Origin of the sequence: Aquipseudomonas guryensis, assembly GCF_014164785.1 — a bacterium.
Taxonomy (GTDB): domain Bacteria; phylum Pseudomonadota; class Gammaproteobacteria; order Pseudomonadales; family Pseudomonadaceae; genus Aquipseudomonas; species Aquipseudomonas guryensis.
Map to the genome: position 1 here is coordinate 584,327 of NZ_JACJFN010000003.1, position 21,030 is coordinate 605,356.

Below are 21,030 nucleotides of genomic sequence, written 5' to 3' on the forward strand. Positions count from 1 at the left end.
CACCTGCAATGGCGGCCTTGGTATAGTGCCGGCTCGAATTTATGGAGGTGCTCATGCACATGCGTTCCCGTGTTATCGGCGGCATCCTGGCGGCCACCCTGCTCACCCAGCTGAGCGCCTGCGGCACGCTGTTCTTCCCCGACCGCCGTGGCCAGATCGAAGGCCGCATCGACCCGCTGGTCGCCGGACTGAACGCCATCGGCATCCTGTTCTACGTGATCCCCGGGCTGATCGCCTTCGGCATCGACTTCGCCACTGGCGCCATCTACCTGCCGGCCGGCCAGTACTCGGTGGCCCCCGAGCAGCTGCAGGATGCCATCGGCGCCGACGGCCAGGTCGATCAGGCCAAGCTCAAGGCCATCATCCTGCGGGAAACCGGCCAGGAGCTACCTCTCGACGATCCGCGCCTGATTCAGCACAGTGGCAATATCGAGCAGCTGGCCGCCTACGGCCTGCGCACGGAGGCCTGATGAACCGAGTGCTCGCCAACCACCTGCAGCGTCTGCTGGCCTACCATGGCTGGGCCTACATGCGCCTGTGCGGACAGCTGGCGAGCCTCAGCGAGGAACAGTACCGCGCGCCCTGCGGTCTGTTCTTCGGCAGCATCCATGGCACCCTCAACCACCTGGCCGTGGCCGACCGCCTGTGGCTGGCACGGGCGCGCTTCGAGGCGCAGCCCTTCGAGCGTCTGGATGTCGAGGTGCTCAGCGAGCGTGCCGCGCTGGAGAACTACCTGGAAATGGGCGTCGCCGCCTGGCGCGACCTGCTCGATGGGCTGGAGGATGCCGACCTGCTGGCGCCGATCGCCTACCGCAATATGGCCGGCGAACAGCATATGCGCCCGCTGGCCGAGATCATCCCGCACCTGGTCAACCACGGCACCCACCACCGCGGCCAGATCAGCGCCGCGCTGACCGCCATGGGCCAGGCCGCACCAGTACTCGACTACATCTACGCCCTGCCCGAACTGCCATGAAGATCGAACCGCAGCACGCCCGCCTGCTGCGCCTTGCCAGTGGCGCGGCGCTGGCTACTGCCCTGCTGCTGACGCTGGCCAAGGCCGTGGCCTGGTGGCTGAGCGGCTCGGTCAGCCTGCTCGCCGGTCTCACAGACTCCTTGCTGGACAGTGCCGCTTCGCTGCTCAACCTGATTGCCGTGCATTACGCCCTGCGCCCGGCCGATGACGATCACCGTTATGGCCACGGCAAGGCCGAAGCCCTGGCTGGCCTCGGCCAGGCGCTGTTTATTGGCGCCAGTGCGGTGCTGGTGGCCGTCCAGGCGGTCGAGCGTCTGCAGCATCCGCAACCGCTCGGAGCCCCTGCCCTGGGTATCGCCGTTATGCTGCTGTCGCTGGCCATGACCGCCGGCCTGCTGCTGTTCCAGGGCCATGTGGTCAAGCTCACCGGCTCCACGGCGATCCGCGCCGACTCGCTGCATTACCGCTCCGACCTGCTGCTCAACGGCAGCATCCTGCTGGCCCTGGTACTGGCCGCCTTCGGTTGGCAGCAACTGGATGCGCTGTTCGGCTTGGGGATAGCCGCCTACATCCTGTGGAGTGCGCTGAGCATCATGCGCGAGGCGGTGGCCGTGCTGATGGACCAAGAGCTGGCGCTGGAGGTCAGCGAGCGCATGCACCTGCTGGCCTGCTCAGTGCCTGGCGTACTTGGCGCCCATGACCTGCGCACGCGGGTTTCCGGCACCCACTGGTTCGTCCAGCTGCACCTGGAGCTGCCGGGCGAGCTGCCGCTGCTAGAGGCTCATCGTCTGTGCGAGCTGGCGGAGCGGGCGATCCGCAGCGAATTCCCGCGCGCCGAGGTGCTGGTACACCCCGACCCGATCGACGCCGTGCCGCACTGACGGCTCAATCGTTGGCGTCAAGGCTGGCAGCAAAGGCGTCAGGCCGAGCAGCAGGAGGATGCCGATATCGGCCAGGACGATGGGGGTACGGCGCATGCCAGAGTCTCCGAAGTTACTCCGAGCAGTCTCCCAGAACCCGTGTAAAGCCAGGGTAAAGGCCGTGCATCGTTTGCGTAAAATCAACTAGAGCAATTGCTCTAAAAACTCTAAGCTGGTGCAGCCCCACCCCTCCTAATAACAACATCGAGGTGCTGCATGCCTGTTCCCCTGAACCCCAGCGCGATTGCCCTGCTCGGCCTGGTGGCCTGGTCTCTGTTGCTGGTCTTCCTGCTGGTCAACCAACGCGGCCTACTGGTGTTCAGCGGCAGGATGCGGGTCAACGCCTTCGCCCCGGACGGCAGCAACACGCCCAGCGCGTTTGGCCAACGCCTGGTGCGCGCCCATGCCAACTGCGTGGAAAACCTGCCATTGCTGGCAGCCGTGCTGCTCTATGCCATCGCCAGTGGGCAGACCGCGCTGACCGACCCGCTGGCCTGTGTGTTGCTCGGTGCGCGGCTGTTCCAGTCGAGCATGCACCTGATCAGCACCCGCCCACTGTTCGTCTGGCTGCGCTTCGCTGGCTTCCTGGCGCAACTGCTGATCCTGGCCTGGTGGCTGTTGCGTTTGGGCGGCCTGGTCTAGCCCCAGCTGGCGTACTGTTGGCGGCTGAAGTTGCTCCTACGGGAGCCTGAGGCAGACAAATCACAGACAAGAAAAAGGGGAGGCACATGGCCTCCCCTTTTTCCTGTCCGGCACGGGCGATGGTGTCGCCGCTTTCCTCGCCCGCCTGGTTGGGCGGTGCGGACCCGGGAGCCTGCGCGATCCGGTAGGACCGCCGGCACCGCGACACCTGATTGGGCGTTGCGGGTGGACTTCAACGTCCGGGCCATGAAACTGTGGGAAAGCTTAACCAAGCGAGAGCGACCAAGGATTGCGAATATTGCTCATTAATAGATTACTTGCGCAATTTTAAACCACTGTTAGATTAATCAGCGCAATCCGAACACATAGAAGCCCAATAATGAACAAGCTCGACCGCTACGACCTGCGCATCCTCGCCGAATTGCAGCGCGACGCGCGCATCTCCAATCAGGAGCTGGCCGAACGCATCGGCCTGTCGCCTTCGCCCTGCTCGCGGCGGGTCAAGCAACTGGAAGACGACGGCTATATCACCCGCCAGGTGGCCCTGCTCGATCGCAAGAAGCTCGGCCTTAGCCTGACCGCCTTCGTCCTGATCGGCATGGATCGACACACCCCGGAGCGCTTCGAGCACTTCCAGGCGGTGATCCGCCAATGCCCGGAGGTGCTGGAATGCAGCCTGGTGACTGGGATGGACGCCGACTACCAGCTCAAGGTGGTGGTACCGGACATGGACCATTACCAGAAATTCCTCCTCGGCCAACTAACCCGCATCGAAGGCGTGACCAGCGTGCGCTCCAGCTTCGTGCTGGACTCGGTGTTAGCCAGCACCGAGCTGCCGCTCAATCATCTGCGCGAGTGAGTAACGGCTTGATGATCGGCTAGAAGCAGGCCGATCAACGTCTGCTGGCAGGCTGCCTGGCCGCGCGTATAATCGCCGGCCGTTGTTTATCCCCCTGCTATTGCCGTTGAGGTCACCATGGAAACCGAACAGTTCGAAGCCCTGATGATGTACGTACTGGTGGGCGGGCTGATGGTGTTCATGGCCTTCATCATCTGGGACCTGGCGAAGAAGTCCAAGGCCGGCCGCCTGGGCACGGCGATCCTGTTCCTCGGCCTGGGCCTGTGCCTGTTCGCCTTCCTGGCCAAGCCGATCATCACCTACATCATCGAAGCCGCCCGCGGCATCCACGGCTGACGCCTGGCCGGACGAGGCTGAGGCACGGCAACGCCGCAAGGCGAAACCTGCGTAGCCCGGATGCAGCGCCTTTACTGACTACTCCAGCAGGCGGCGCAGCTCTTCCGACACTGGCATCGGCTTGAATGCACTGACCCGCGCCCGCCCGGTATTGCCCAGCGGCACCCAGATCAGTGAGAACAGCAGCGCGGCAACGATGCGCGGTAGCTGCCCCGCTACCTCGCGCCAGTCACCTGCCAGCCAACCGGCGCGCAGCATCAGCCAGTGCGACTGCGCATGCCACAGGGGCCTGCGCTGGCTGAGGATATGCGCGCGCTCCAGGCTGATGAAGGCAGCCGGCAGGTCGCCCACCTGCAGGGCACGACGGGACTCGGTAAAGGCCAGTAGCATGGCCTCATGCAGTTCGTTACGCATGCTCGGCCACCTCTGCCAACTCGCCGCGCGCCTGGCGTAGTACCTGGATCGCCGCAGAAATCGCCAGGCTGGCCATGATCACCGCGACCAGCAGATCCGGCCAGGCACTCCCGGTACCGAACACCCCCAGCGCGGCGAGCAGCACGGCTAGGTTGCCCAGGGCATCGTTACGGGTGCACAGCCAGACGCTGCGCATGTTGCTGTCCCCCTCGCGGTAGGCATACAGCAACGCCGCCACCCCGACATTGGCCAGCAGCGCCAGGCTACCGACCACGCCCATGGTCGGCGCATTCGGCACCTCGCCCTGCAATAGTTGCCAGACTGCGGCAGCCAACACCCCCAGACCGAACAACAACATGCTCAGCGCCTTGAACTGCGCAGCGCGGGCGCGCAGCACCACGCCGAGGCCAAGTACCCACAGGCTGATGGCGTAGTTGCCGGCGTCGCCGAGGAAGTCCAGCGAATCGGCCAGCAGCGACACCGAGCCCGCGCGCAGACCGGCGCCGATCTCCACGGCGAACATGGCGAAGTTGACCACCAAGGCCAGCCACAGAATCTTGCGGTAACGCCGCGAGCGGCTGACATCCTGGTCGTGATTGCAGCAATGAGCACCCATTTGGCATCTCCTTGGTTCAGATGCAGACTAGGCTAAAGCCTGTAGCGACTACAGGGTCAAGCAGCGGAGCCAAACATGAGTAAACCCCTCACCATCGGCGTACTCAGTCGCGAGAGCGGCGTCAATCTGGAGACTATCCGATTCTACGAGCGCTCCGGCCTCCTCCCGGCACCCCAGCGCAGCGCCGCCGGTTATCGCCACTATCAGGCGATGGACGTGCGCCGCCTGCGCTTCATCCGCCGCGGCCGCGAGCTTGGCTTCAGCCTGGAGGAAATCCGCAGCCTGCTGGGTCTCGCCGCCCATCCCGAAAGCCCCTGCGCCAGCGCAGACCAGATGGTGCGCGAACACCTGGACACCATCGAGGCGCGCATCCGCGACCTGCAGAACATGCAGGCCGAGCTGAACAAGATCGCAGGTTGCCAGAGCGGCCACGCCGAACACTGTCGCCTGCTGGAAGCCCTGGATAGCCGCGACTGCTGCGCCTGACTGATCGAGACGACAAGTCCGCAGGGTGCGCATGGCGCACCCTATGACTGCATTCCCATCCACCGTGTACACCCAGCGAACACTGCGTTCGCCAATGGCAACGGTGGCGGCGGTCAGCCATGCTAGGCTGGCAAACCTCGTTAGCCGCCTAAGCATCCACCTGCCATGTCCGAACTTCTTCTGCGCCGGCACAAGCCGTTCATGGCCTTCTGGCTCGCTCGCGTCTGCACCGCCAGTGGCTTCCAGATGCTCACCGTGGCCATCGGCTGGCACCTCTACCAGCTGACTGGCAGCGTGCTCGACCTGGGCCTGGTCGGCCTCGCCGAATTCCTGCCGCGCCTGCTGTTCATGCTGCATGCCGGGCATGTCGCCGACCGCTTCGAGCGACGCAAGATCGCCGCCGCCTGCCAGGCCGTGCAGGCCTTGGTGGCGGTGGCGCTATTGCTGGGCAGCGGCACCGATAGCATCAGCCGCGAGCTGATCTTCGGTCTGGCCTTCCTCCTTGGCCTAGCGCGCACCTTCGAGATGCCGGCGACCCAGGCACTGCTGCCCAACGTGGTGCCGGTCGAGCTATTCCCGCGTGCGGTAGCCGCCTCGGCTTCAGCCATGCAGGCGGCGACCATCATCGCCCCGGCCCTCGGCGGCCTGCTCTACGCCTTCGGCGCGCAGTGGGTATATGGCCCGACCGTGCTGCTCTACGTGCTGGCCTGCAGCCTGATGCTTGGCCTCACCGCCACCGGCCAGGTGCTGCGCAAAGAGCCGGCGACCCTGGATACCCTGCTGGCCGGCATCCGCTTCATTCGCAGCAAACCGGATGTACTCGGCTCGATTTCCCTCGATCTGTTCGCCGTGCTGCTCGGCGGCGCCACCGCATTGCTGCCGGTGTTCGCTAAGGACATCCTGCTCACCGGCCCTTGGGGTCTCGGCCTGCTGCGCTCGGCGCCGGCGGTCGGCGCACTACTGATGTCGCTGTGGCTGGCGCGCTTCCCGATCGAACGGCGCACCGGGCCGATCATGTTCAGCTCGGTGGCGGTCTTCGGCGTGGCGACCATCGCCTTCGGCCTCTCCACCTCGTTCTGGTTCAGCATGGCGGTACTGGTGGTGCTGGGCGCGGCGGACATGATCAGCATGGTCATCCGCGGCGCGCTGGTGCAACTGGACACCCCTGACGCCATGCGCGGCCGGGTCAGTGCAGTAAATGGCTTGTTTATCGGCGCCTCGAACCAGCTCGGTGAGTTCGAGTCCGGCGTCACCGCACACTGGTTCGGCACGGTGCCGGCAGTGCTGCTCGGCGGGGTCGGCACCCTGCTGGTGACCGGCACCTGGATCAAGCTGTTCCCGACCCTGGCGCGACGCGATCACCTGCACAAGCCCCACCAGGAGGGTTAACCCGCCATCAGGGCACCAGCATCGCCTCGCCCACCGCCTTGCGCGTGGCCTTGCCGACCAGTTGTTCGACCAGGGTCAGAGAGAATTCCAGCGCCGTGGCCGGGCCCTGGCTGGTGATGCAGTTGCCGTCGACTACCACCGGCTGATCGACGAAGGTGCAGCCCGACAGGCGGTCGCTGAACGCCGGGTAGCAGGTCATCCGCCGTTGCTTGAGCACGCCGTAGCCCTGCAGGGCCAGGGCCGGGGCGGCGCAGATGGCGGCAAACAGCTTGCCGGCCTTGGCCTGGGCCTGGACCTTCTCGGCCAGCGGGGCGTGGTCGGCCAGGTGCTGGGCGCCGGGCATGCCGCCAGGCAGGGCGATCAGGTCGAAGTCCTGGGCCAGCACGTCGATCAGCATGGCGTCGGCGGTCATCCGCGAGCCACGGGCGCAGGTGAACATGCGCCGGTTCTCGATGCTGGCCACCACCACTTCGACGTCGGCGCGGCGCAGCACGTCGATCAGGGTCACGGTTTCAATGTCTTCGACACCGTCGGCGACGGCGATCAGGGCGCGGGTTGTCATGGCTGTTCTCCTTGGCGAACGGAAACCGATGCTGTCCGTCCGGTCATAAATTCACCGCTCGGGAGCGAGCTGGTATAGTGCGCGACTTTTCCGGATCTGGCCCGAAATCTGCTGTCGATTTCCCCCGACCAGCGGCCTTTGTGCTTTGCTTTCGCGCAGTCCGCACCTCACTCACGCAGCGGTTCATGGGAGCCAACATGCTGGAAAAGCTGTTCCAACTCAAGGCACACAACACCACGGTGCGTACCGAGATCCTGGCGGGTCTGACCACCTTCCTGACCATGGCCTACATCCTCTTCGTCAACCCGGAAATCCTCGGCAAGACGGGCATGGATACCGGCGCCGTATTCGTCGCCACCTGCCTGGCCGCGGCCATCGGCTCGGCGGCGATGGGCCTGATCGCCAACTACCCGATCGCCCTGGCGCCCGGCATGGGCCTCAACGCCTTCTTCACCTATACAGTAGTCCTGCAGATGGGCTACAGCTGGCAGGTGGCGCTGGGCGCGGTATTTATTTCCGCCACGCTGTTCTTCCTGCTGTCGATCTTCCGCATCCGCGAGTGGATCGTGAACAGCATCCCGCTGCCGCTGCGTTCGGCCATCGCCGCCGGTATCGGCCTGTTCCTCGCGCTGATCGCGCTGAAGGAAGCCGGCCTGGTGGTGGCCAATCCGGGCACCCTGGTCGGCCTCGGTGACCTGCACGCCCCCGGCCCGCTGCTGGCGATCTTCGGCTTCTTCCTGATCGTCGCCCTGGAAGCCCGCCGGGTGACCGGTGCGGTAATGATCGGCATCCTGGTCGTCACCGCCATTGCCGTCGCCCTGGGTGTGAGCAAGTTCGGCGGCATCGTCTCGATGCCGCCGTCGATCATGCCCACCCTCATGCAGCTCGACATCATGGGTGCGCTGGACGTGGGCATGGTCAGCGTGATCTTCGCCTTCCTGTTCGTCGACCTGTTCGACAACACCGGCACCCTGATCGGCGTAGCCAAGCGCGCCGGGCTGATGGGCAAGGACGGCCACCTGCCGAAGATGGGCCGCGCCCTGATCGCAGACAGCACCGCCGCCATGGGTGGCTCGCTGCTCGGTACGTCCACGACTACCAGCTACATCGAATCCGCCTCGGGCGTCGCCGCCGGCGGGCGCACCGGCCTGACCGCCTGCGTGGTCGCCGTGCTGTTCCTCCTGGCCCTGTTCTTCGCCCCGCTGGCCGGCACCGTACCGCCGTTTGCCACCGCCCCGGCCTTGCTCTTCATCGCGGTGCTGATGACCTCCGGCCTGGCCGAGATCGACTGGGACGACATCACTGTCGCCGCCCCCGTGGTGATCACCGCCCTGGCCATGCCGCTGACCTTCTCCATCGCCAACGGCATCGCCTTCGGCTTCATCAGCTGGGTGGTGATCAAGGCCCTGGCCGGGCGCTTCAAGGAACTCAACCCGGCCCTGGTGGTCCTCGCCGCGATCTTCGTCATCAAATTCGGATTTACCGCCAGCGCATGAGCCAGAACCGAGACCAGGCGGCCTACACCGCCCAGCTGAACGACAAGGTAGCCCGCCTGCGCGAGCTGCTGGCGCCCTTTGCTGCGCCAGAACCTCAAGTGTTTGCCTCGCCGGGCGAGCACTACCGCCTGCGCGCCGAGTTCCGCCTGTGGCGCGAGCAGGAAGAGCGTCACTACGCGATGTTCGCCGCCGGCGACAAGCACACGCCGATCCTGATCGAAGACTTCCCCATCGCCAGCCAGCGCATCAATCAACTGATGCCGCAGCTGAAGGCGGCCTGGCAAGCCAGCCGTGCGCTGTCGTTCAAGCTGTTCCAGGTCGAATTCCTTACCACGCTGGCCGGCGATGCACTGATCACCCTGTGCTACCACCGTCCGCTGGACGCCGCCTGGCAGGCCGAGGCCGAGCAGCTGGCAACCAGCCTCGGCGTCAGCCTGGTCGGCCGCTCGCGTGGCCAGCGCCTGGTGATCGGTCGCGATTACGTGCAGGAAGAAATGACCGTGGCCGGGCGCACCTTCCGCTACCGCCAGCCGGAAGGCGCCTTCACCCAGCCCAACGGCCTGGTCTGCCAGCAGATGCTGCAGTGGGCCTTCGATGCCCTCGGCGAGCGCGACGATGACCTGCTCGAACTGTACTGCGGCAACGGCAACTTCACCCTGCCGCTGTCCACCCGGGTCAGAAAGGTCTTGGCCACCGAGATCAGCAAGAGCTCGGTGAATGCTGCCCTGGCCAACCTGGCCGACAACGGCATCGACAATATCGAGCTGGTGCGTTTGAGTGCCGAGGAGCTGACTCAGGCCCTCAACGAAGTGCGGCCGTTCCGTCGCCTGGCCGGCATCGACCTGAAGTCCTATGACTTCGGCGCGGTATTCGTCGACCCGCCACGCGCCGGCATGGACCCGGACACCTGCGAGCTGACCCGACGCTTCGACAACATCCTGTACATCTCCTGCAACCCGGAGACCCTGGCCGCCAACATCGCCCAGCTCAACGATTCTCACCGCATTGAGCGCTGCGCCCTGTTCGACCAGTTCCCCTGGACCCATCACATGGAAAGCGGCGTGCTGCTGGTAAGGCGCTAAGCAGCGTCTACCACGCTAGAGCCGCAGGGTGCGCCATACGCACGGCGCCCCCTGCGCGCATAGGCACATCCAGATCTTCTGGGTGGCCGCGAGCAAAAACCGGCGTTAACGCTGCAACCCGCGCAAACACCAGAACGCCAGCCCGGCCGAAACCACTTCGAACAGCATGGCGTAGAGGTTGAAGGTCTGTTGCGCGCCGCCGTCCAGCCACAGGCCAGCCATACGCGTCAGCGCCAGGGTCGCGTAGAGCAGCACCAGCAGGCTCAGCGCCGGGCGCAGCAGGTCGAGGCGGGCCAGCGCCAGCAGCAGGTAGGCCGCCAGGCCCAGCTGCAGGCCGCCGTAATAGGCGCGTACATCGGTGATTGCCGCCGGCGCCATCAGCAGCATGCCGCTGAGATTGGCCAGCTCGTGCGGCTTGATCAGGTAGGCCAGACCGAAGCCGGCGAGGATCAGGGTCTGCACGGCCAGAAAGATACGGGCGAACAGCATGGTCAAACTCCCTTGAATGAATGGCAGCGAGCATAGGCGCTGTGTTCGCAGACTGAAACAGTCTGACGCTGGGACTGCGTGCAGAGCGGCGCTATCCTGATGCATCAACCTTCCGGAGACTCCGCCATGCGCCGCCTGCTGCTCGCCACCGCCCTGTTCGCCGCCGCCACCAGCCAGGCTGCAGAAACCATCAGCATGGATGTCCACCGCGACGCCAACTGCGGCTGCTGCAAGGACTGGATCAGCCACCTTGAAGCCAACGGCATCCAGGTCAACGACCATGTCGAGAGCGACATGAGCGCAGTCAAGAGTCGCCTCGGCGTGCCGCCGCGTCTGGCCTCATGCCACACCGGGGTGATCGACGGCAAGTTCGTCGAAGGCCACGTGCCGGCCAGCGACATCCTCAAGCTGCGCCAGCGCCCCGACCTGCTCGGCGCCGCCGTGCCAGGCATGCCGCATGGTTCACCGGGCATGGAAACCGGCGTGGTGCACGCCTACCAGGTGATCGGCCTGCAGAAAGACGGGCAAGAAGAAGTGCTGACCGACTACCCCGCTCCGTAAGCCAACCGCCCCGTTTCTGCGCTGCGCTCATGCTCCGCTAGACCAGCGGACTGGCGCCGTACGCCTGCGCCAGCGACACTGTTACTCCTCGGCGGACTGAAGGAGTGGACCATGCGCTGGCAGAAGGCACGACGCAGCGACAACGTAGTGGATGCCCGCGGCGGCGGTGGCGGCGGCATGCGCTTCGGCGGCGGCAAGGGTCTCAGCCTCGGCGGCATTGCCATCGTCGTGGTGATCGGCCTGCTGATGGGCCAGGACCCGCTGACCATCCTCGGCAATATCGCCGGCCAGGCCGTGCAAACCGGCGGGGTGACTACCCAGAGCCAGCCGGCACCGGCAGCCAACGACCCACAGAGCGAATTCGTCCGCGCCGTACTGGGCGACACCGAAGACACCTGGCGCGCCATCTTCCAGGCCGGCGGCAAGCAATATCAGGATCCCAAGCTGGTGCTGTTCAGCGGTGGCGTGCGCTCGGCCTGCGGCTTCGCCGATGCGGCGGTCGGGCCCTTCTACTGCCCTGGCGACCAGCAGGTCTACCTCGACCTGAGCTTCTTCCGCGAACTGGAAACCCGCTTCGCCGCTGCCGGCGACTTCGCCCAGGCCTATGTGATCGCCCACGAGGTCGGCCACCATGTGCAAACCCTGCTCGGCGTCTCGGCCAAGGTCCACGCGGCGCGTCAGCGCGGCGAGCGGGTGGAAGGCGACAATGGCCTGCTAGTGCGCCAGGAACTGCAGGCCGACTGCCTGGCCGGGGTCTGGGCCTACCATGCCCAGCGCCGCCTGGACTGGCTGGAACCGGGCGATCTGGAAGAGGCGCTGAACGCCGCCAACGCCATCGGCGACGACCGCCTGCAAAAACAGGCGCGTGGCCAGGTGATGCCCGACTCCTTCACCCACGGCACTTCGGCCCAGCGTGAGCGCTGGTTCAAGGCCGGTTTCGAACGTGGCGAAGTGGGCCGCTGCGACACCTTCAAAGCGGCACGCCTGTAACGCATAAGCACTGGTGCGCAAGGCGCACCCTATTCGTTCATCGACTCCGCGCCGGCCTGCTGCTGGTAGGCCTTCGGCGACAGGCCGAACCAGCCCTTGAACGCCTTGTAGAAAGCACTCGGCTCACTGAAGCCCAACTCGCGGCTGAGCGCCTCGACCCGACAGCCCGGCTGCGCCAGGCGCTGCACGGCATAGCTGCGGCGTACCTGGGCCAGTAGCTCGGAGAAGCAGCAGTCCTCTTCACGCAAGTGGCGGTGCAGGGTCTGCCGGCTGATGCCCAGGCGCCGCGCCACGCCCTCCACCGATAACTCGCCACTCGGCAAGCCACGCTCGATCTGTTGCAGCACCTGAGTGCGTACGCTGCGCTGCGCGGGCAACTGCGCCTGCATATCGCTCACGCGCTGCTGCATCAGGCCCTTGAGATAGGCATTGGCCCCCGGCACCGGCAGGAGCAGATCACTCGCCAGCAACTCCAGGTAATCAGACTCCTCGGCGAAGCGCGCCGGCACACCGAACACCTGGCGATAGATCGCCGGCGCCGCCAGTGGCGCGTGGCGGAAACCCACCGCCTGTGGCACCAGGCGCACAGCGGTGAGCTGGCGCGCCCAGCACAGCGCCGAGCTGAGGCTGTGCTCGCTGGCCACGGTGTGGCCGAGCAGCGGCGCATTGAACAGGAAGTGCACGCGTAGGCGCGCACCGAGCGGCTCGACATGCAGGTTCTCGCCCTCGCTCATGACCGGGATATAACGCCGGAACAGCTCCACCGCCTCGCCCAGCGTGGCACTTTGTGCCGCCAGATGGGCGACCGGGCCGCGGGTGTGCAAGCCGCGCCGCTGACCGACCAGCAGACCGATCTCTGGAGGCGCACCGCGAGTAATGGCGCACTGCCAGAGGTGCAGCGTCCAACGCACCGGCACGCGCATCTCCAGGTCATGCAACTGCTCCAGGGTGACACCCAGCTCGCGCAGATCGTCCGGGCCGACCAGGCCGAAGCCCTGCAGCGACAGGTACAGATCGAGCAACTGCGAGGCGGTCGCGCTGGGCGTGTTCGCCAACAGCATGGGCAATCCTTTCGCCAACCGAAGGAGTCCGATTGTGCGCGCCCCGTGAGACGAATTGCCAGTCCCTTGCAACACCTGGCTATCAACAGCCGGGCAGCGACTGACTAGATTGAGCGGCAAACAACATCGAGTGCTTCGCACCGCCTGGAGTCCTGCACCATGAGTCATGCCGACCTGATCACCCTGCCCCGCCTGCTATCCCGCCTGCCCCGCCTGCTCGTTGATCTGCCGGGCATCGTCAAGGGCCTGCATATCGGCAACCGTAGCCGCGGCGCCTATCCCGTCAGCCTGGCCAGCTGCATCGAAACGGCGGCGCGCGACAACCCCAACGGCGCGGCACTGATCCAGGACGACGAGCAGCTCAGCTACGCCGAACTCGAGCGCTGGACCAACCAGCTGGCGCACTACCTGCGCGCCCATGGCCTGCGCCAGGGCGACAGCGTCGCGCTGATGTTCGAAAACCGTTTCGAGTTGCTCGCCGGGGTCATCGCCTGCGCCAAGCTCGGGGCGGTCAGCGCGCTGCTCAACAGCAGTCAGCGCGGCCGTGTCCTGGCACACAGCATCAAACTCGCAGAACCGCGCATGGTGTTGGTCGGCGAAGAACTGTTCGCCGCCTTTGGCGAAGTCGCCGATGAACTGGCACTGCCTGCCGAGGCCTGCCACTACTTTGCCGACCGCCCGACCTGGCGCGACCCAGGCGAGGCTCCCGCGGGCTGGAACAACCCGGCGGCAGAGCTGCACGACTACCCGGTAAACGCCCCCTTGCTGGAGCGTGCAGTACGCGCTGACGACCCCTGTTTCTTCATCTACACCTCCGGCACCACCGGCCTGCCGAAAGCCGTGGTGTTCAATCACGGGCGTTTCATGAAGGGCTACGGCGCCTTCGGTTTCGCCGCCGTGCGCCTAGACCGCACGGACCGCATGTACGTCAGCCTACCGTTCTATCACGGCACCGCCATGGTGGTGTGCTGGGGCTCGGTGCTGGCCGGCCAGGCGGCTCTGATCATGGTGCGCAAGTTCAGCGCCAGCCGTTTCTGGGACGAGGTGCAGCGCCACCAGGCGACCGCCTTCGGCTATGTCGGCGAACTATGCCGCTACCTGCTGGACCAGCCGCAACGCCCCACCGACGCCGACAACCCGATCCGGGTGATGGTCGGCAATGGCCTGCGCCCGAGCATCTGGCAGACCTTCAAGCAGCGTTTCGCGGTCGAGCGGGTCGTCGAGCTGTATGCCTCCAGCGAGGGCAATATCGGCTTCACCAACCTGCTCAACCTGGACAATACCGTAGGCTTCTCGCCCTACCCTTACGCCATCGTCCGCTACGACCAGGAACGTGAGGCGCCGCTGCGCGAGAACGGCCACCTGCAACGCGTGGCCAAGGGTGAAGTCGGTCTGCTGCTGGGCAAGATCACCGAAAAAACGCCATTTCATGGCTATACCGATGCACGCGACACCGAGCGCTGCATCCTGCGCGACGTATTCGAGCCCGGCGATGCCTGGTTCAACACCGGCGATCTGATGCGCGACATGGGTTTCCGGCATGCCCAGTTCGTCGACCGCCTGGGCGATACCTTCCGCTGGAAAGGCGAGAACGTCTCCACCACCCAGGTCGAGGCCGTGCTCGACGCGGTGGCGCAGATCAGTGAAACGGTGGTCTACGGCGTCGAGATCGCCAACACCAATGGCCGCGCCGGCATGGCCTGTATCCGCCTGGCCTGCGCCCCGCAGGATTTCGACTTCCACGCCCTGCTCGCGCACCTGCGCCAGGAACTGCCGGCCTATGCCGTACCGCTGTTCCTGCGCCTGAGTGCGCAGCTGGAAACCACCGGCACCTTCAAGCACAAGAAGGCACCGCTGAAAGAGCAGGCCTATGACCTCGACCGCTGCCACGACCCGCTGTATGCCTGGCTGCCCGGCAGCGACTGTTACGTGCCACTGACCCGTGAGCTGCAGGCGGCCATCGCCGCTGGTACCTATCGCTACTAAAACGAGTGATTCTGCGCACCATGGCCTGCTGTGGCCACTGGTGCGCGCGGCTCCCCTACAGGATCGTCTACTGCAGGTGGTCGAGCAGGGCGTGACAGCTCACGGCGAAGTGGTCGGCCAGTTCCGGCCAGGGGTTCTCCGCCAGGTTGACCAGCACGCCGAAGGCGCCGGCGGCGCGGGCGCAGTCGAGGTCGAAGCGGTAGTCGCCGACCATCACCAGTTGCTGCGGCGCCACCTGCCATTGCCCGGCAAGCTGCAACAGGCCGCCGGGATGCGGCTTGGGCGGCGCCTCGTCACGGCCGACCACATCCTGGCTGGCGAAGCAGTCGCCGAGGCCGATTGCCTGCAGGGTCAGCAGCGCCAGCTCGTGGGCGTTGCGGGTGAGGATGCCGAGGTGACAGTCGCGCTGCTGCAGTTCGCGCACCAGGGCCACGGCTCCCGGCGCCGGCTGCGCGGCAAGGGCCAGCTCGCGTTCGTGCTCGAGCAGCCAGGCATGCTTGGCGGCCGCCTCGTCCGCCGGCAGGGCGGCCAGGTGATGGAGGATGTCGTCGCGGGCGGGGATTTCCAGGGCGCGCTTGATCGCCTCGAAGTCATGCACGGCGATGGTCAGGGTGCCGTCCATGTCGAACACCCAGTGCCGCGCCTCGTGCAGCCTCACTTCCAGTCCTCGCGCAGGCGGGTCAGCCCCTCCTGGCAGGATGACGCCACCAACTGGCCGCTGCGATTGAAGATGCTGGCGCGGGCAAAGCCGCGGGCGTTGCCGGCCCAGGGGCTGTCCATGGCATACAGCAACCAGTCGTCCATGCGCAGGTCGGCGTGGAACCACAGGGCATGGTCGAGGCTGGCGACCTGCATGAACTTCTGGAACACCGAGACGCCGTGCGGCTGCATCGAGGTGGTCAGCAGGTTGAAGTCGCTGGCGTAGGCCAGCAGGAACTTGTGCAGCTGCGGCTCAGCCGGCAGCGTACCGGCGGCGCGGAACCAGACATACTTGACCGGCTCGCAGGGCTCGGGCGCGAAGGGATTAATGCGCGTCACCGGACGGATCTCGATCGGCTTATCGCTGGTCATGCGCTCGCGCATGCGCTCCGGGATCAGCTGTGCGACCTGGCGCGCCAGCTCGGTCTCCGAGGGCAGACCCTCCGGGCCAGGCACGTCGGGCATCGGCAGCTGGTGGCTGAAACCCTGCTCGTCGAACTGGAAGGAAGCGGCACAGGTGAAGATCGGCTGGCCCTTCTGGATCGCCGTGACCCGCCGGGTGCTGAAACTGCCGCCGTCACGCACTCGCTCGACCTGGTAGACCACCGGCAGGCTGGCATCGCCGGGGCGCAGGAAGTAGCCGTGTAGGGAGTGCACGTGGCGCGCCTCCTCGACGGTCTGGCTGGCCGCCGAAACGCACTGGCCGAGCACCTGGCCACCGAACAGCTGACGGAAGCCGAGGTCCTGACTCAGGCCGCGAAACAGGTTTTCCTCGATCTGCTCCAGGCTCAGCAGGGCCACCAGATTTTCCAGCACTTGACTCATGATTCCCCTCCCTCGGGGCGGCGCAATACGGGGTAAGCCGGCTGCGAGGAGAGACGCTCATCCCACACCGCGCGGCCAATGGTGAAATGGTAAAGGCTTTGCCAGCGGCTGTCGGCCAGTTCGAGCAATTCATGCACCTGATCGTCGAAGAAACAGCCGATGCCGGTGCCGGACAGGCCTGCCGCCTCGGCTTCCAGGTACAGCAGCTGGCCGATCTGCCCGCACTCCCAATACAGCCGTGGATAGTGCCAGACGCCCTCACCCAGGGCCTGGTCGAAGCGCGCCAGCATGGCCAGGGCCACGCAGCCGTCACTGGCGATGTCCTGGCCGCAGGACAGGAAGCCGGCCAGACCGCGGGCATCGCCGGTCAGCAGGCGGTATAGCGGCAGCTCGGCATGCGCGCGCTGCCAGAGGAAGTCCGCACGCAGTCCCTCTGGCTGGGCTTGCCCGTTGCCGCGCGCCAGCCAGTACAGGCCGGGTTCCAGGCCTTGTACTCGGTGGACGAACAGCAACAGGTCGACTTGTGCCGGCGCACCGGTTACCGCAAACGGCACCGGCGAGTTGTTTGGCAGCAGGCGGCGCAGCCAGGCGAACAACAGCTCGGCGTGGATGCCGCTACGGCCGTCGAAGGCCTGGGCGCTGCGCCGCCGATGCAGGATCGGCCGCAGCGGCAGGCCGGGATTGTCCGCGGCCAGCAGGCCTGCTGGCGCCGTCCACTCAGCCGGCGGCAATCCTGGAGAGCGGCACACGGCCTGCACCCGCGCCAGCTCCGGCCAATCGCGGTAGTGGCGCGACAGGCGATTGGGCTGCCCGGCCAGCTCCAGCGCGGTCAGGCCATTGAGCAGGCTGCTCGGCAACTTGAATTCGCCCGGCTGCGGCGGACCGATCCACAGCAGGCAGTCGGCGTGTTCGGCTTCGTGGAAGCCGGGGCGATCCAGGCCGAGCAGGCCATCCAGGCGACTCTCCGCCACTGCGCGCAGCAGGCGCACCTGCCAGCCGTGGATGGCGGCGGCGATGCTGATGCACGCCAGCGCGTGGCCGAGATCGTGCTGGCAGTAGCGGTAGGCACGCTCGCCGTATTTCCACGCCTCGCGCCAGGGGATGCTGGCCAGGCCGAGGAGGAAGCCGCCAGCCGGCAGGGCTTCGGTCAACTGAGTGGCCAGCGCGACCGGCAGCTCGGCGCGCAGTTCCAGGGCATGCTGATCCGGTGCGTAATGGGCCAGCATGCCGGCCTCATCCAGCACACCGGGCGGCAGCAGCAGGTAGGCCTCGGTCGGGTGCAGGTTGCCCGACGACGGATTGACCCGCAGCGCCCAGCGATTGCCCCCGGCCTCTTTCCAGGCCGACAGGGCCAGGCTGTCGTACAGCAGTTGCGCCAGGCTGGCGCGGTTCAACTCGGCCGGCGCGCCGAGTGGCTCGGCAAACACCGCATCGTAGCCCGGCGACTCCTCCTGCGGGCGCTGCCACAGCTCGATCAGCCGCGCTCCGGCGTAGCGGCGGAACGGCCCCGGCTGGGTCGCCCAGTCCAGTTGCCCGGGGCCAGGCGCATAGGCATCCGGGCGGTGCTTGCTGAGCTGGTGATAGGCGCGTACGGCCTGTTCGGCATCCATCGGGCGACGGCTCCTTGAGCCAGTGACAGGGCCCACAGCATACTGCCTACCGCGTGATCACGAGAGCCGCCCGATGTACCTGCCGCTGGTCTACCACGACGACTACAGCCCGCCTTTCCCGGCCGGCCACCGCTTCCCCATGGAGAAGTTCCGTCTGCTGCGCGATCACCTGGTGGACAGCGGCCTGACCACCGACGCCGAGCTGCAGCGCCCCGAAATCTGCCCGCCCGAGGTGCTGGCCCTGGCTCACTGTCCGGCCTATATCGAGCGTTTTCTCGCCGGCGAGCTGACCGCGCAGGAGCAGCGCCGCCTTGGCCTGCCCTGGAGTCCAGCGCTGGCCCGGCGCACCGTGCGCGCGGTGGGCGGCTCGCTGCTGGCCGCCGAGCTGGCGCTGCAGCACGGCATCGCCTGCCATCTGGCCGGCGGCACCCACCACGCCCACTTCGACCACGCCTCCGGCTTCTGCATCTTCAATGACCTGGCGGTGGTGGCCCTGCATCTGCTGGAAAGCGGCCAGGCCGGGCGCGTGCTGATCTTCGACTGCGACGTACACCAGGGCGACGGCAGCGCGCGTATCCTGGAACAGGTGCCCGATGCCATCACCGTATCGCTGCACTGCGAGAAGAACTTCCCGGCACGCAAGGCAGTCAGCGACTGGGACATCGGCCTACCGATCGGCATGGGCGACGCCGCCTACCTCAAGGTGGTCAACGACAGCCTCGGCTACCTGCTGGCCCTCTACCAGCCGGATATCGTGCTGTACGACGCCGGCGTCGACGTGCACCGCGACGATGCCCTCGGCTACCTGCAACTGACCGACGCAGGCATCGCCGCCCGTGACGAAGCGGTGCTGCGCCATTGCCTGGAGCGCGAGATCCCGGTGGTCGGCCTGATCGGCGGCGGCTACGACAAGGACCGCGCCGCCCTGGCGCGCCGCCACGGCATCCTCCACCACAGCGCGGCGCGGGTGCTGCAGGCGCTGCGGGCCTGACCTTCGCGGCTAGCCGCCGCAGGGCCGGCATTGCTAGGATCGCCGCCTCACCGACAGGATGTTGCCCATGCAAGCCCAGCCCACCACCGCCCAACACGTCTACTGCCGTTACTGTGGCACGGCCATTGGCCGGCTGGACAACCACTGCCCGGCCTGCAACGCCGGGCAAAACCTCAAGCCGCGCAACCAGATAGTCGCTGGCCTGCTCGCCCTGTTTCTCGGCGGCCTGGGCATGCACCGCTTCTACCTGGGCCAGTGGTGGGGCCTGTTCTACCTGTTGCTGAGCTGGAGCGGCATTCCCATGCTGGTCGCCCTTGTGGAGGCGATCAGCTTCCTGGCGACCGACAAGGACGCCTGGAAAGAACGCTACGGCCATACCGATGGCAGCAGCTGGTTGATCGCCATCGTCAGCGTCGGCCTGCTGCTCGTCGCCGTTGCGCTGCTCCTGGCCCTCATGATCGTGGCCCTGAGCGATCCCGCCGCGCCCATCGACTTCAACGAGCTGCTGCTGGAGCGGCCGGACTGACGCAGGCGCCAGCCGGTTGCTGATGTAGAATCGCCACCTCAATCGCCGCTCGTCACTCTCCATGCCTGCAGTTACGCCTCCGCAATCGCCCACAGTCGCCATCATCGGTGGCGGCCCTGCCGGGCTGATGGCCGCCGAAGTGCTGGCCAATGCCGGCGTGCGGGTTGAGCTGTACGACGCCATGCCCTCGCTGGGGCGCAAGTTTCTCCTGGCCGGGGTCGGCGGGATGAACATCACCCACGCCGAACCGAAAGCGGCGTTCCTCGGTCGCTACCGCGAGCGCCGCGAGGAAGTCGCCGGCCTGCTCGCCGACTTCGATGCCGACAGTCTGCGCGCCTGGATCCATGGCCTGGGCATCGACACCTTCGTCGGCACCTCCGGCCGTGTGTTCCCCAGCGACATGAAGGCCGCACCGCTGCTGCGCGCCTGGCTCAAGCGCCTGCGTGAGACCGGCGTGCGCCTGCACACGCGCAGCCGCTGGCTGGGCTGGAACGCCGATGGCAGCCTGCGCCTGCAGACCAGCGAGGGTGAACAGGCCATCCAAGCCGATGCCTGCGTGCTGGCCCTGGGCGGCGGCAGTTGGGCGCGCCTGGGGTCGGATGGCGCCTGGGTGCCGCTGCTGGAACAGCGCGGGGTGCACATCGCCCCCCTGCAGCCGGCCAACTGCGGTTTCGAGGTGGCGGGCTGGAGCGCCCTGCTGCGTGACAAGTTCGCCGGCGCCCCGCTGAAGAACGTAACCCTGGCCCTGGCCGACGAGGCGCCGCGGCGTGGCGAATTCATCCTCACCGCCGTCGGCGTGGAAGGCAGCCTGGTCTATGCCCTCTCAGCCGCCATCCGCGAGCAGATCGAGCAGACCGGCAGCGCCACCCTGCACCTCGACCTGCAGCCGGATCGCTCGCTGGAGAAGGTCAGCCAGTTGCTGGCCAAGCCGCGCGGCTCGCGCTCCATGGCCAAGCACCTGCATAACCAGTTGGGACTCGACGGGGTCAAGGCCGCGCTGCTACGCGAGCTGACCAGCGCCGCGCAATTCGCCGAACCGGGCCTGCTGGCGGCGGCGATCAAGGCCCTGCCGCTGACCCTGCTGCGCCCGCGGCCGCTGGACGAGGCGATCAGCAGCGCCGGCGGCGTGCCGTTCGAGCAACTGGATGCGAACCTGATGCTGCACCAGCTGCCCAGCGTATTCTGCGCCGGCGAGATGCTCGACTGGGAAGCGCCGACCGGCGGCTACCTGCTTACCGCCTGCTTCGCTAGTGGCCGTGCAGCCGGGCTTGGCGCCCTGGCCTGGCTGCAAACGCGCAACCTTCCTCGGTAGGAGCAAGCTCCTATATCCGTGGCACCCTTGCCGAGGGTTCCCACGCTCCCGCGTGGGAACCCGATCCGGGGACGCTCCGCGTCCCGCAGACGCAGAGCATCTGGAACTGCGTTCCCAAGCAGAGCGTGGGAAGGATCAGCCGGTCACCATTCATATCGCCCATAAAAAAGCCCGGCATCTGCCGGGCTTTTTGCTTGCGCGT

The 21,030-nt window shown here is 66.6% G+C and carries 24 protein-coding genes; 16 read left to right on the forward strand and 8 right to left on the reverse strand.

What is annotated here, in order from left to right:
• Window positions 1-53 precede the first annotated feature (53 nt).
• The 6 genes from H3H45_RS14375 to H3H45_RS14400 all read left to right on the forward strand — a co-directional run bounded on the left by H3H45_RS14375 (window position 54) and on the right by H3H45_RS14400 (window position 3,733).
• Window positions 54-470 carry a polyribonucleotide nucleotidyltransferase gene (locus tag H3H45_RS14375; protein WP_182834421.1) on the forward strand — a complete coding sequence of 139 codons (417 nt, stop codon included), beginning with the start codon at window positions 54-56 and terminating at the stop codon, window positions 468-470.
• Window positions 470-976: a DinB family protein gene (locus H3H45_RS14380; RefSeq protein ID WP_182834422.1), complete on the forward strand. Its 507-nt coding sequence runs from the start codon at window positions 470-472 to the stop codon at window positions 974-976. Before H3H45_RS14375 ends, H3H45_RS14380 begins: the two co-directional genes overlap by 1 nt.
• On the forward strand, window positions 973-1,857 hold the full coding sequence (locus H3H45_RS14385) for a cation diffusion facilitator family transporter (protein ID WP_182834423.1): 885 nt from the start codon (window positions 973-975) through the stop codon (window positions 1,855-1,857). The genes H3H45_RS14380 and H3H45_RS14385 overlap by 4 nt, the downstream gene beginning before the upstream one ends.
• Window positions 1,858-2,112: 255 nt before the next feature.
• Entirely contained in the window at window positions 2,113-2,538 is a 426-nt protein-coding gene (locus H3H45_RS14390; RefSeq protein WP_182834424.1) for an MAPEG family protein, read from the forward strand.
• Between the two features lie 379 nt (window positions 2,539-2,917).
• Window positions 2,918-3,397 carry an Lrp/AsnC family transcriptional regulator gene (locus tag H3H45_RS14395; protein WP_182834425.1) on the forward strand — a complete coding sequence of 160 codons (480 nt, stop codon included), beginning with the start codon at window positions 2,918-2,920 and terminating at the stop codon, window positions 3,395-3,397.
• Between the two features lie 117 nt (window positions 3,398-3,514).
• Entirely contained in the window at window positions 3,515-3,733 is a 219-nt protein-coding gene (locus H3H45_RS14400) for a DUF2788 domain-containing protein (RefSeq protein ID WP_182834426.1), read from the forward strand.
• A 78-nt stretch (window positions 3,734-3,811) separates the two neighbouring features.
• Here the strand turns inward: H3H45_RS14400 and H3H45_RS14405 are convergent, their stop codons facing one another.
• A complete protein-coding gene (locus tag H3H45_RS14405) occupies window positions 3,812-4,147 on the reverse strand; it encodes a DUF3703 domain-containing protein (RefSeq protein WP_182834427.1) in 336 nt (111 codons plus the stop codon).
• Window positions 4,140-4,763, reverse strand: coding sequence for a cation transporter (locus H3H45_RS14410; RefSeq protein ID WP_182834428.1), 624 nt, complete (start codon window positions 4,761-4,763; stop codon window positions 4,140-4,142). Before H3H45_RS14410 ends, H3H45_RS14405 begins: the two co-directional genes overlap by 8 nt.
• A 75-nt stretch (window positions 4,764-4,838) precedes the next feature.
• Here H3H45_RS14410 and H3H45_RS14415 point away from each other — a divergent pair, with 75 nt between their 5' ends.
• Both H3H45_RS14415 and H3H45_RS14420 read left to right on the forward strand, forming a co-directional pair.
• Window positions 4,839-5,249: a MerR family DNA-binding protein gene (locus tag H3H45_RS14415; RefSeq protein WP_182834429.1), complete on the forward strand. Its 411-nt coding sequence runs from the start codon at window positions 4,839-4,841 to the stop codon at window positions 5,247-5,249.
• Between the two features lie 165 nt (window positions 5,250-5,414).
• Window positions 5,415-6,638, forward strand: a complete 1,224-nt coding sequence (locus tag H3H45_RS14420) for an MFS transporter (RefSeq protein WP_182834430.1) — start codon at window positions 5,415-5,417, stop codon at window positions 6,636-6,638.
• 7 nt (window positions 6,639-6,645) lie between these two features.
• Here H3H45_RS14420 and H3H45_RS14425 read toward each other — a convergent pair whose 3' ends face one another.
• Window positions 6,646-7,200 carry a DJ-1 family glyoxalase III gene (locus tag H3H45_RS14425; protein ID WP_182834431.1) on the reverse strand — a complete coding sequence of 185 codons (555 nt, stop codon included), beginning with the start codon at window positions 7,198-7,200 and terminating at the stop codon, window positions 6,646-6,648.
• A gap of 197 nt (window positions 7,201-7,397) precedes the next feature.
• On the opposite strand from H3H45_RS14425, the gene H3H45_RS14430 reads away from it, so the two are divergent.
• Window positions 7,398-8,696, forward strand: a complete 1,299-nt coding sequence (locus H3H45_RS14430; RefSeq protein WP_182834556.1) for an NCS2 family permease — start codon at window positions 7,398-7,400, stop codon at window positions 8,694-8,696.
• Window positions 8,693-9,778 carry a tRNA (uridine(54)-C5)-methyltransferase TrmA gene (gene trmA / locus H3H45_RS14435; RefSeq protein WP_182834432.1) on the forward strand — a complete coding sequence of 362 codons (1,086 nt, stop codon included), beginning with the start codon at window positions 8,693-8,695 and terminating at the stop codon, window positions 9,776-9,778. Before H3H45_RS14430 ends, trmA begins: the two co-directional genes overlap by 4 nt.
• 105 nt (window positions 9,779-9,883) lie before the next feature.
• Here trmA and H3H45_RS14440 read toward each other — a convergent pair whose 3' ends face one another.
• On the reverse strand, window positions 9,884-10,267 hold the full coding sequence (locus H3H45_RS14440) for a DUF4345 family protein (protein ID WP_182834433.1): 384 nt from the start codon (window positions 10,265-10,267) through the stop codon (window positions 9,884-9,886).
• 126 nt (window positions 10,268-10,393) lie between these two features.
• Here H3H45_RS14440 and H3H45_RS14445 point away from each other — a divergent pair, with 126 nt between their 5' ends.
• The gene (locus H3H45_RS14445) at window positions 10,394-10,828 is read left to right on the forward strand and encodes a DUF411 domain-containing protein (RefSeq protein ID WP_182834434.1); all 435 of its coding nucleotides are present in this window, start codon (window positions 10,394-10,396) and stop codon (window positions 10,826-10,828) included.
• Window positions 10,829-10,939: 111 nt separating this feature from the next.
• On the forward strand, window positions 10,940-11,818 hold the full coding sequence (ypfJ, locus tag H3H45_RS14450; protein WP_182834435.1) for a KPN_02809 family neutral zinc metallopeptidase: 879 nt from the start codon (window positions 10,940-10,942) through the stop codon (window positions 11,816-11,818).
• Window positions 11,819-11,847: 29 nt separating this feature from the next.
• Here ypfJ and H3H45_RS14455 read toward each other — a convergent pair whose 3' ends face one another.
• On the reverse strand, window positions 11,848-12,879 hold the full coding sequence (locus tag H3H45_RS14455; protein WP_182834436.1) for an AraC family transcriptional regulator: 1,032 nt from the start codon (window positions 12,877-12,879) through the stop codon (window positions 11,848-11,850).
• A 159-nt stretch (window positions 12,880-13,038) separates the two neighbouring features.
• Between H3H45_RS14455 and H3H45_RS14460 the strand changes: the two genes are divergently transcribed.
• Window positions 13,039-14,865, forward strand: coding sequence for a long-chain-acyl-CoA synthetase (locus H3H45_RS14460; protein ID WP_182834437.1), 1,827 nt, complete (start codon window positions 13,039-13,041; stop codon window positions 14,863-14,865).
• 67 nt (window positions 14,866-14,932) lie between these two features.
• Here the strand turns inward: H3H45_RS14460 and H3H45_RS14465 are convergent, their stop codons facing one another.
• Genes H3H45_RS14465 through H3H45_RS14475 form a run of 3 tightly spaced genes read right to left on the reverse strand, consistent with a single transcriptional unit; the run spans window position 14,933 to window position 17,999 of the window.
• Window positions 14,933-15,523, reverse strand: coding sequence for an HAD family hydrolase (locus tag H3H45_RS14465; RefSeq protein ID WP_182834438.1), 591 nt, complete (start codon window positions 15,521-15,523; stop codon window positions 14,933-14,935).
• Window positions 15,520-16,389 (reverse strand): acyl-CoA thioesterase II, encoded by an 870-nt coding sequence (gene tesB, locus H3H45_RS14470; RefSeq protein ID WP_182834439.1) that lies wholly within the window; start codon window positions 16,387-16,389, stop codon window positions 15,520-15,522. Before tesB ends, H3H45_RS14465 begins: the two co-directional genes overlap by 4 nt.
• Complete coding sequence (locus H3H45_RS14475; RefSeq protein ID WP_182834440.1) at window positions 16,386-17,999, reverse strand: SagB/ThcOx family dehydrogenase; 1,614 nt, start codon at window positions 17,997-17,999, stop codon at window positions 16,386-16,388. The genes tesB and H3H45_RS14475 overlap by 4 nt, the downstream gene beginning before the upstream one ends.
• Window positions 18,000-18,072: 73 nt before the next feature.
• Between H3H45_RS14475 and H3H45_RS14480 the strand changes: the two genes are divergently transcribed.
• The 3 genes from H3H45_RS14480 to H3H45_RS14490 all read left to right on the forward strand — a co-directional run bounded on the left by H3H45_RS14480 (window position 18,073) and on the right by H3H45_RS14490 (window position 20,828).
• Entirely contained in the window at window positions 18,073-18,990 is a 918-nt protein-coding gene (locus tag H3H45_RS14480) for a histone deacetylase family protein (protein ID WP_182834441.1), read from the forward strand.
• A 67-nt stretch (window positions 18,991-19,057) separates the two neighbouring features.
• The gene (locus H3H45_RS14485) at window positions 19,058-19,516 is read left to right on the forward strand and encodes a TM2 domain-containing protein (RefSeq protein ID WP_182834442.1); all 459 of its coding nucleotides are present in this window, start codon (window positions 19,058-19,060) and stop codon (window positions 19,514-19,516) included.
• Window positions 19,517-19,577: 61 nt separating this feature from the next.
• Complete coding sequence (locus tag H3H45_RS14490) at window positions 19,578-20,828, forward strand: TIGR03862 family flavoprotein (protein WP_182834443.1); 1,251 nt, start codon at window positions 19,578-19,580, stop codon at window positions 20,826-20,828.
• The last annotated feature ends 202 nt before the right edge of the window (window positions 20,829-21,030 follow it).

What these genes read in the sequence shown, in the direction of transcription:
- H3H45_RS14375 (WP_182834421.1), top strand. Translation starts at nt 54, where the DNA reads ATGCACATGCGTTCCCGTGTTATCGGCGGCATCCTGGCGGCCACCCTG.
- H3H45_RS14380 (WP_182834422.1), top strand. Translation starts at nt 470, where the DNA reads ATGAACCGAGTGCTCGCCAACCACCTGCAGCGTCTGCTGGCCTACCAT.
- H3H45_RS14385 (WP_182834423.1), top strand. Translation starts at nt 973, where the DNA reads ATGAAGATCGAACCGCAGCACGCCCGCCTGCTGCGCCTTGCCAGTGGC.
- H3H45_RS14390 (WP_182834424.1), top strand. Translation starts at nt 2,113, where the DNA reads ATGCCTGTTCCCCTGAACCCCAGCGCGATTGCCCTGCTCGGCCTGGTG.
- H3H45_RS14395 (WP_182834425.1), top strand. Translation starts at nt 2,918, where the DNA reads ATGAACAAGCTCGACCGCTACGACCTGCGCATCCTCGCCGAATTGCAG.
- H3H45_RS14400 (WP_182834426.1), top strand. Translation starts at nt 3,515, where the DNA reads ATGGAAACCGAACAGTTCGAAGCCCTGATGATGTACGTACTGGTGGGC.
- H3H45_RS14405 (WP_182834427.1), bottom strand. Translation starts at nt 4,147, where the DNA reads ATGCGTAACGAACTGCATGAGGCCATGCTACTGGCCTTTACCGAGTCC.
- H3H45_RS14410 (WP_182834428.1), bottom strand. Translation starts at nt 4,763, where the DNA reads ATGGGTGCTCATTGCTGCAATCACGACCAGGATGTCAGCCGCTCGCGG.
- H3H45_RS14415 (WP_182834429.1), top strand. Translation starts at nt 4,839, where the DNA reads ATGAGTAAACCCCTCACCATCGGCGTACTCAGTCGCGAGAGCGGCGTC.
- H3H45_RS14420 (WP_182834430.1), top strand. Translation starts at nt 5,415, where the DNA reads ATGTCCGAACTTCTTCTGCGCCGGCACAAGCCGTTCATGGCCTTCTGG.
- H3H45_RS14425 (WP_182834431.1), bottom strand. Translation starts at nt 7,200, where the DNA reads ATGACAACCCGCGCCCTGATCGCCGTCGCCGACGGTGTCGAAGACATT.
- H3H45_RS14430 (WP_182834556.1), top strand. Translation starts at nt 7,398, where the DNA reads ATGCTGGAAAAGCTGTTCCAACTCAAGGCACACAACACCACGGTGCGT.
- trmA (WP_182834432.1), top strand. Translation starts at nt 8,693, where the DNA reads ATGAGCCAGAACCGAGACCAGGCGGCCTACACCGCCCAGCTGAACGAC.
- H3H45_RS14440 (WP_182834433.1), bottom strand. Translation starts at nt 10,267, where the DNA reads ATGCTGTTCGCCCGTATCTTTCTGGCCGTGCAGACCCTGATCCTCGCC.
- H3H45_RS14445 (WP_182834434.1), top strand. Translation starts at nt 10,394, where the DNA reads ATGCGCCGCCTGCTGCTCGCCACCGCCCTGTTCGCCGCCGCCACCAGC.
- ypfJ (WP_182834435.1), top strand. Translation starts at nt 10,940, where the DNA reads ATGCGCTGGCAGAAGGCACGACGCAGCGACAACGTAGTGGATGCCCGC.
- H3H45_RS14455 (WP_182834436.1), bottom strand. Translation starts at nt 12,879, where the DNA reads ATGCTGTTGGCGAACACGCCCAGCGCGACCGCCTCGCAGTTGCTCGAT.
- H3H45_RS14460 (WP_182834437.1), top strand. Translation starts at nt 13,039, where the DNA reads ATGAGTCATGCCGACCTGATCACCCTGCCCCGCCTGCTATCCCGCCTG.
- tesB (WP_182834439.1), bottom strand. Translation starts at nt 16,389, where the DNA reads ATGAGTCAAGTGCTGGAAAATCTGGTGGCCCTGCTGAGCCTGGAGCAG.
- H3H45_RS14475 (WP_182834440.1), bottom strand. Translation starts at nt 17,999, where the DNA reads ATGGATGCCGAACAGGCCGTACGCGCCTATCACCAGCTCAGCAAGCAC.
- H3H45_RS14480 (WP_182834441.1), top strand. Translation starts at nt 18,073, where the DNA reads ATGTACCTGCCGCTGGTCTACCACGACGACTACAGCCCGCCTTTCCCG.
- H3H45_RS14485 (WP_182834442.1), top strand. Translation starts at nt 19,058, where the DNA reads ATGCAAGCCCAGCCCACCACCGCCCAACACGTCTACTGCCGTTACTGT.
- H3H45_RS14490 (WP_182834443.1), top strand. Translation starts at nt 19,578, where the DNA reads ATGCCTGCAGTTACGCCTCCGCAATCGCCCACAGTCGCCATCATCGGT.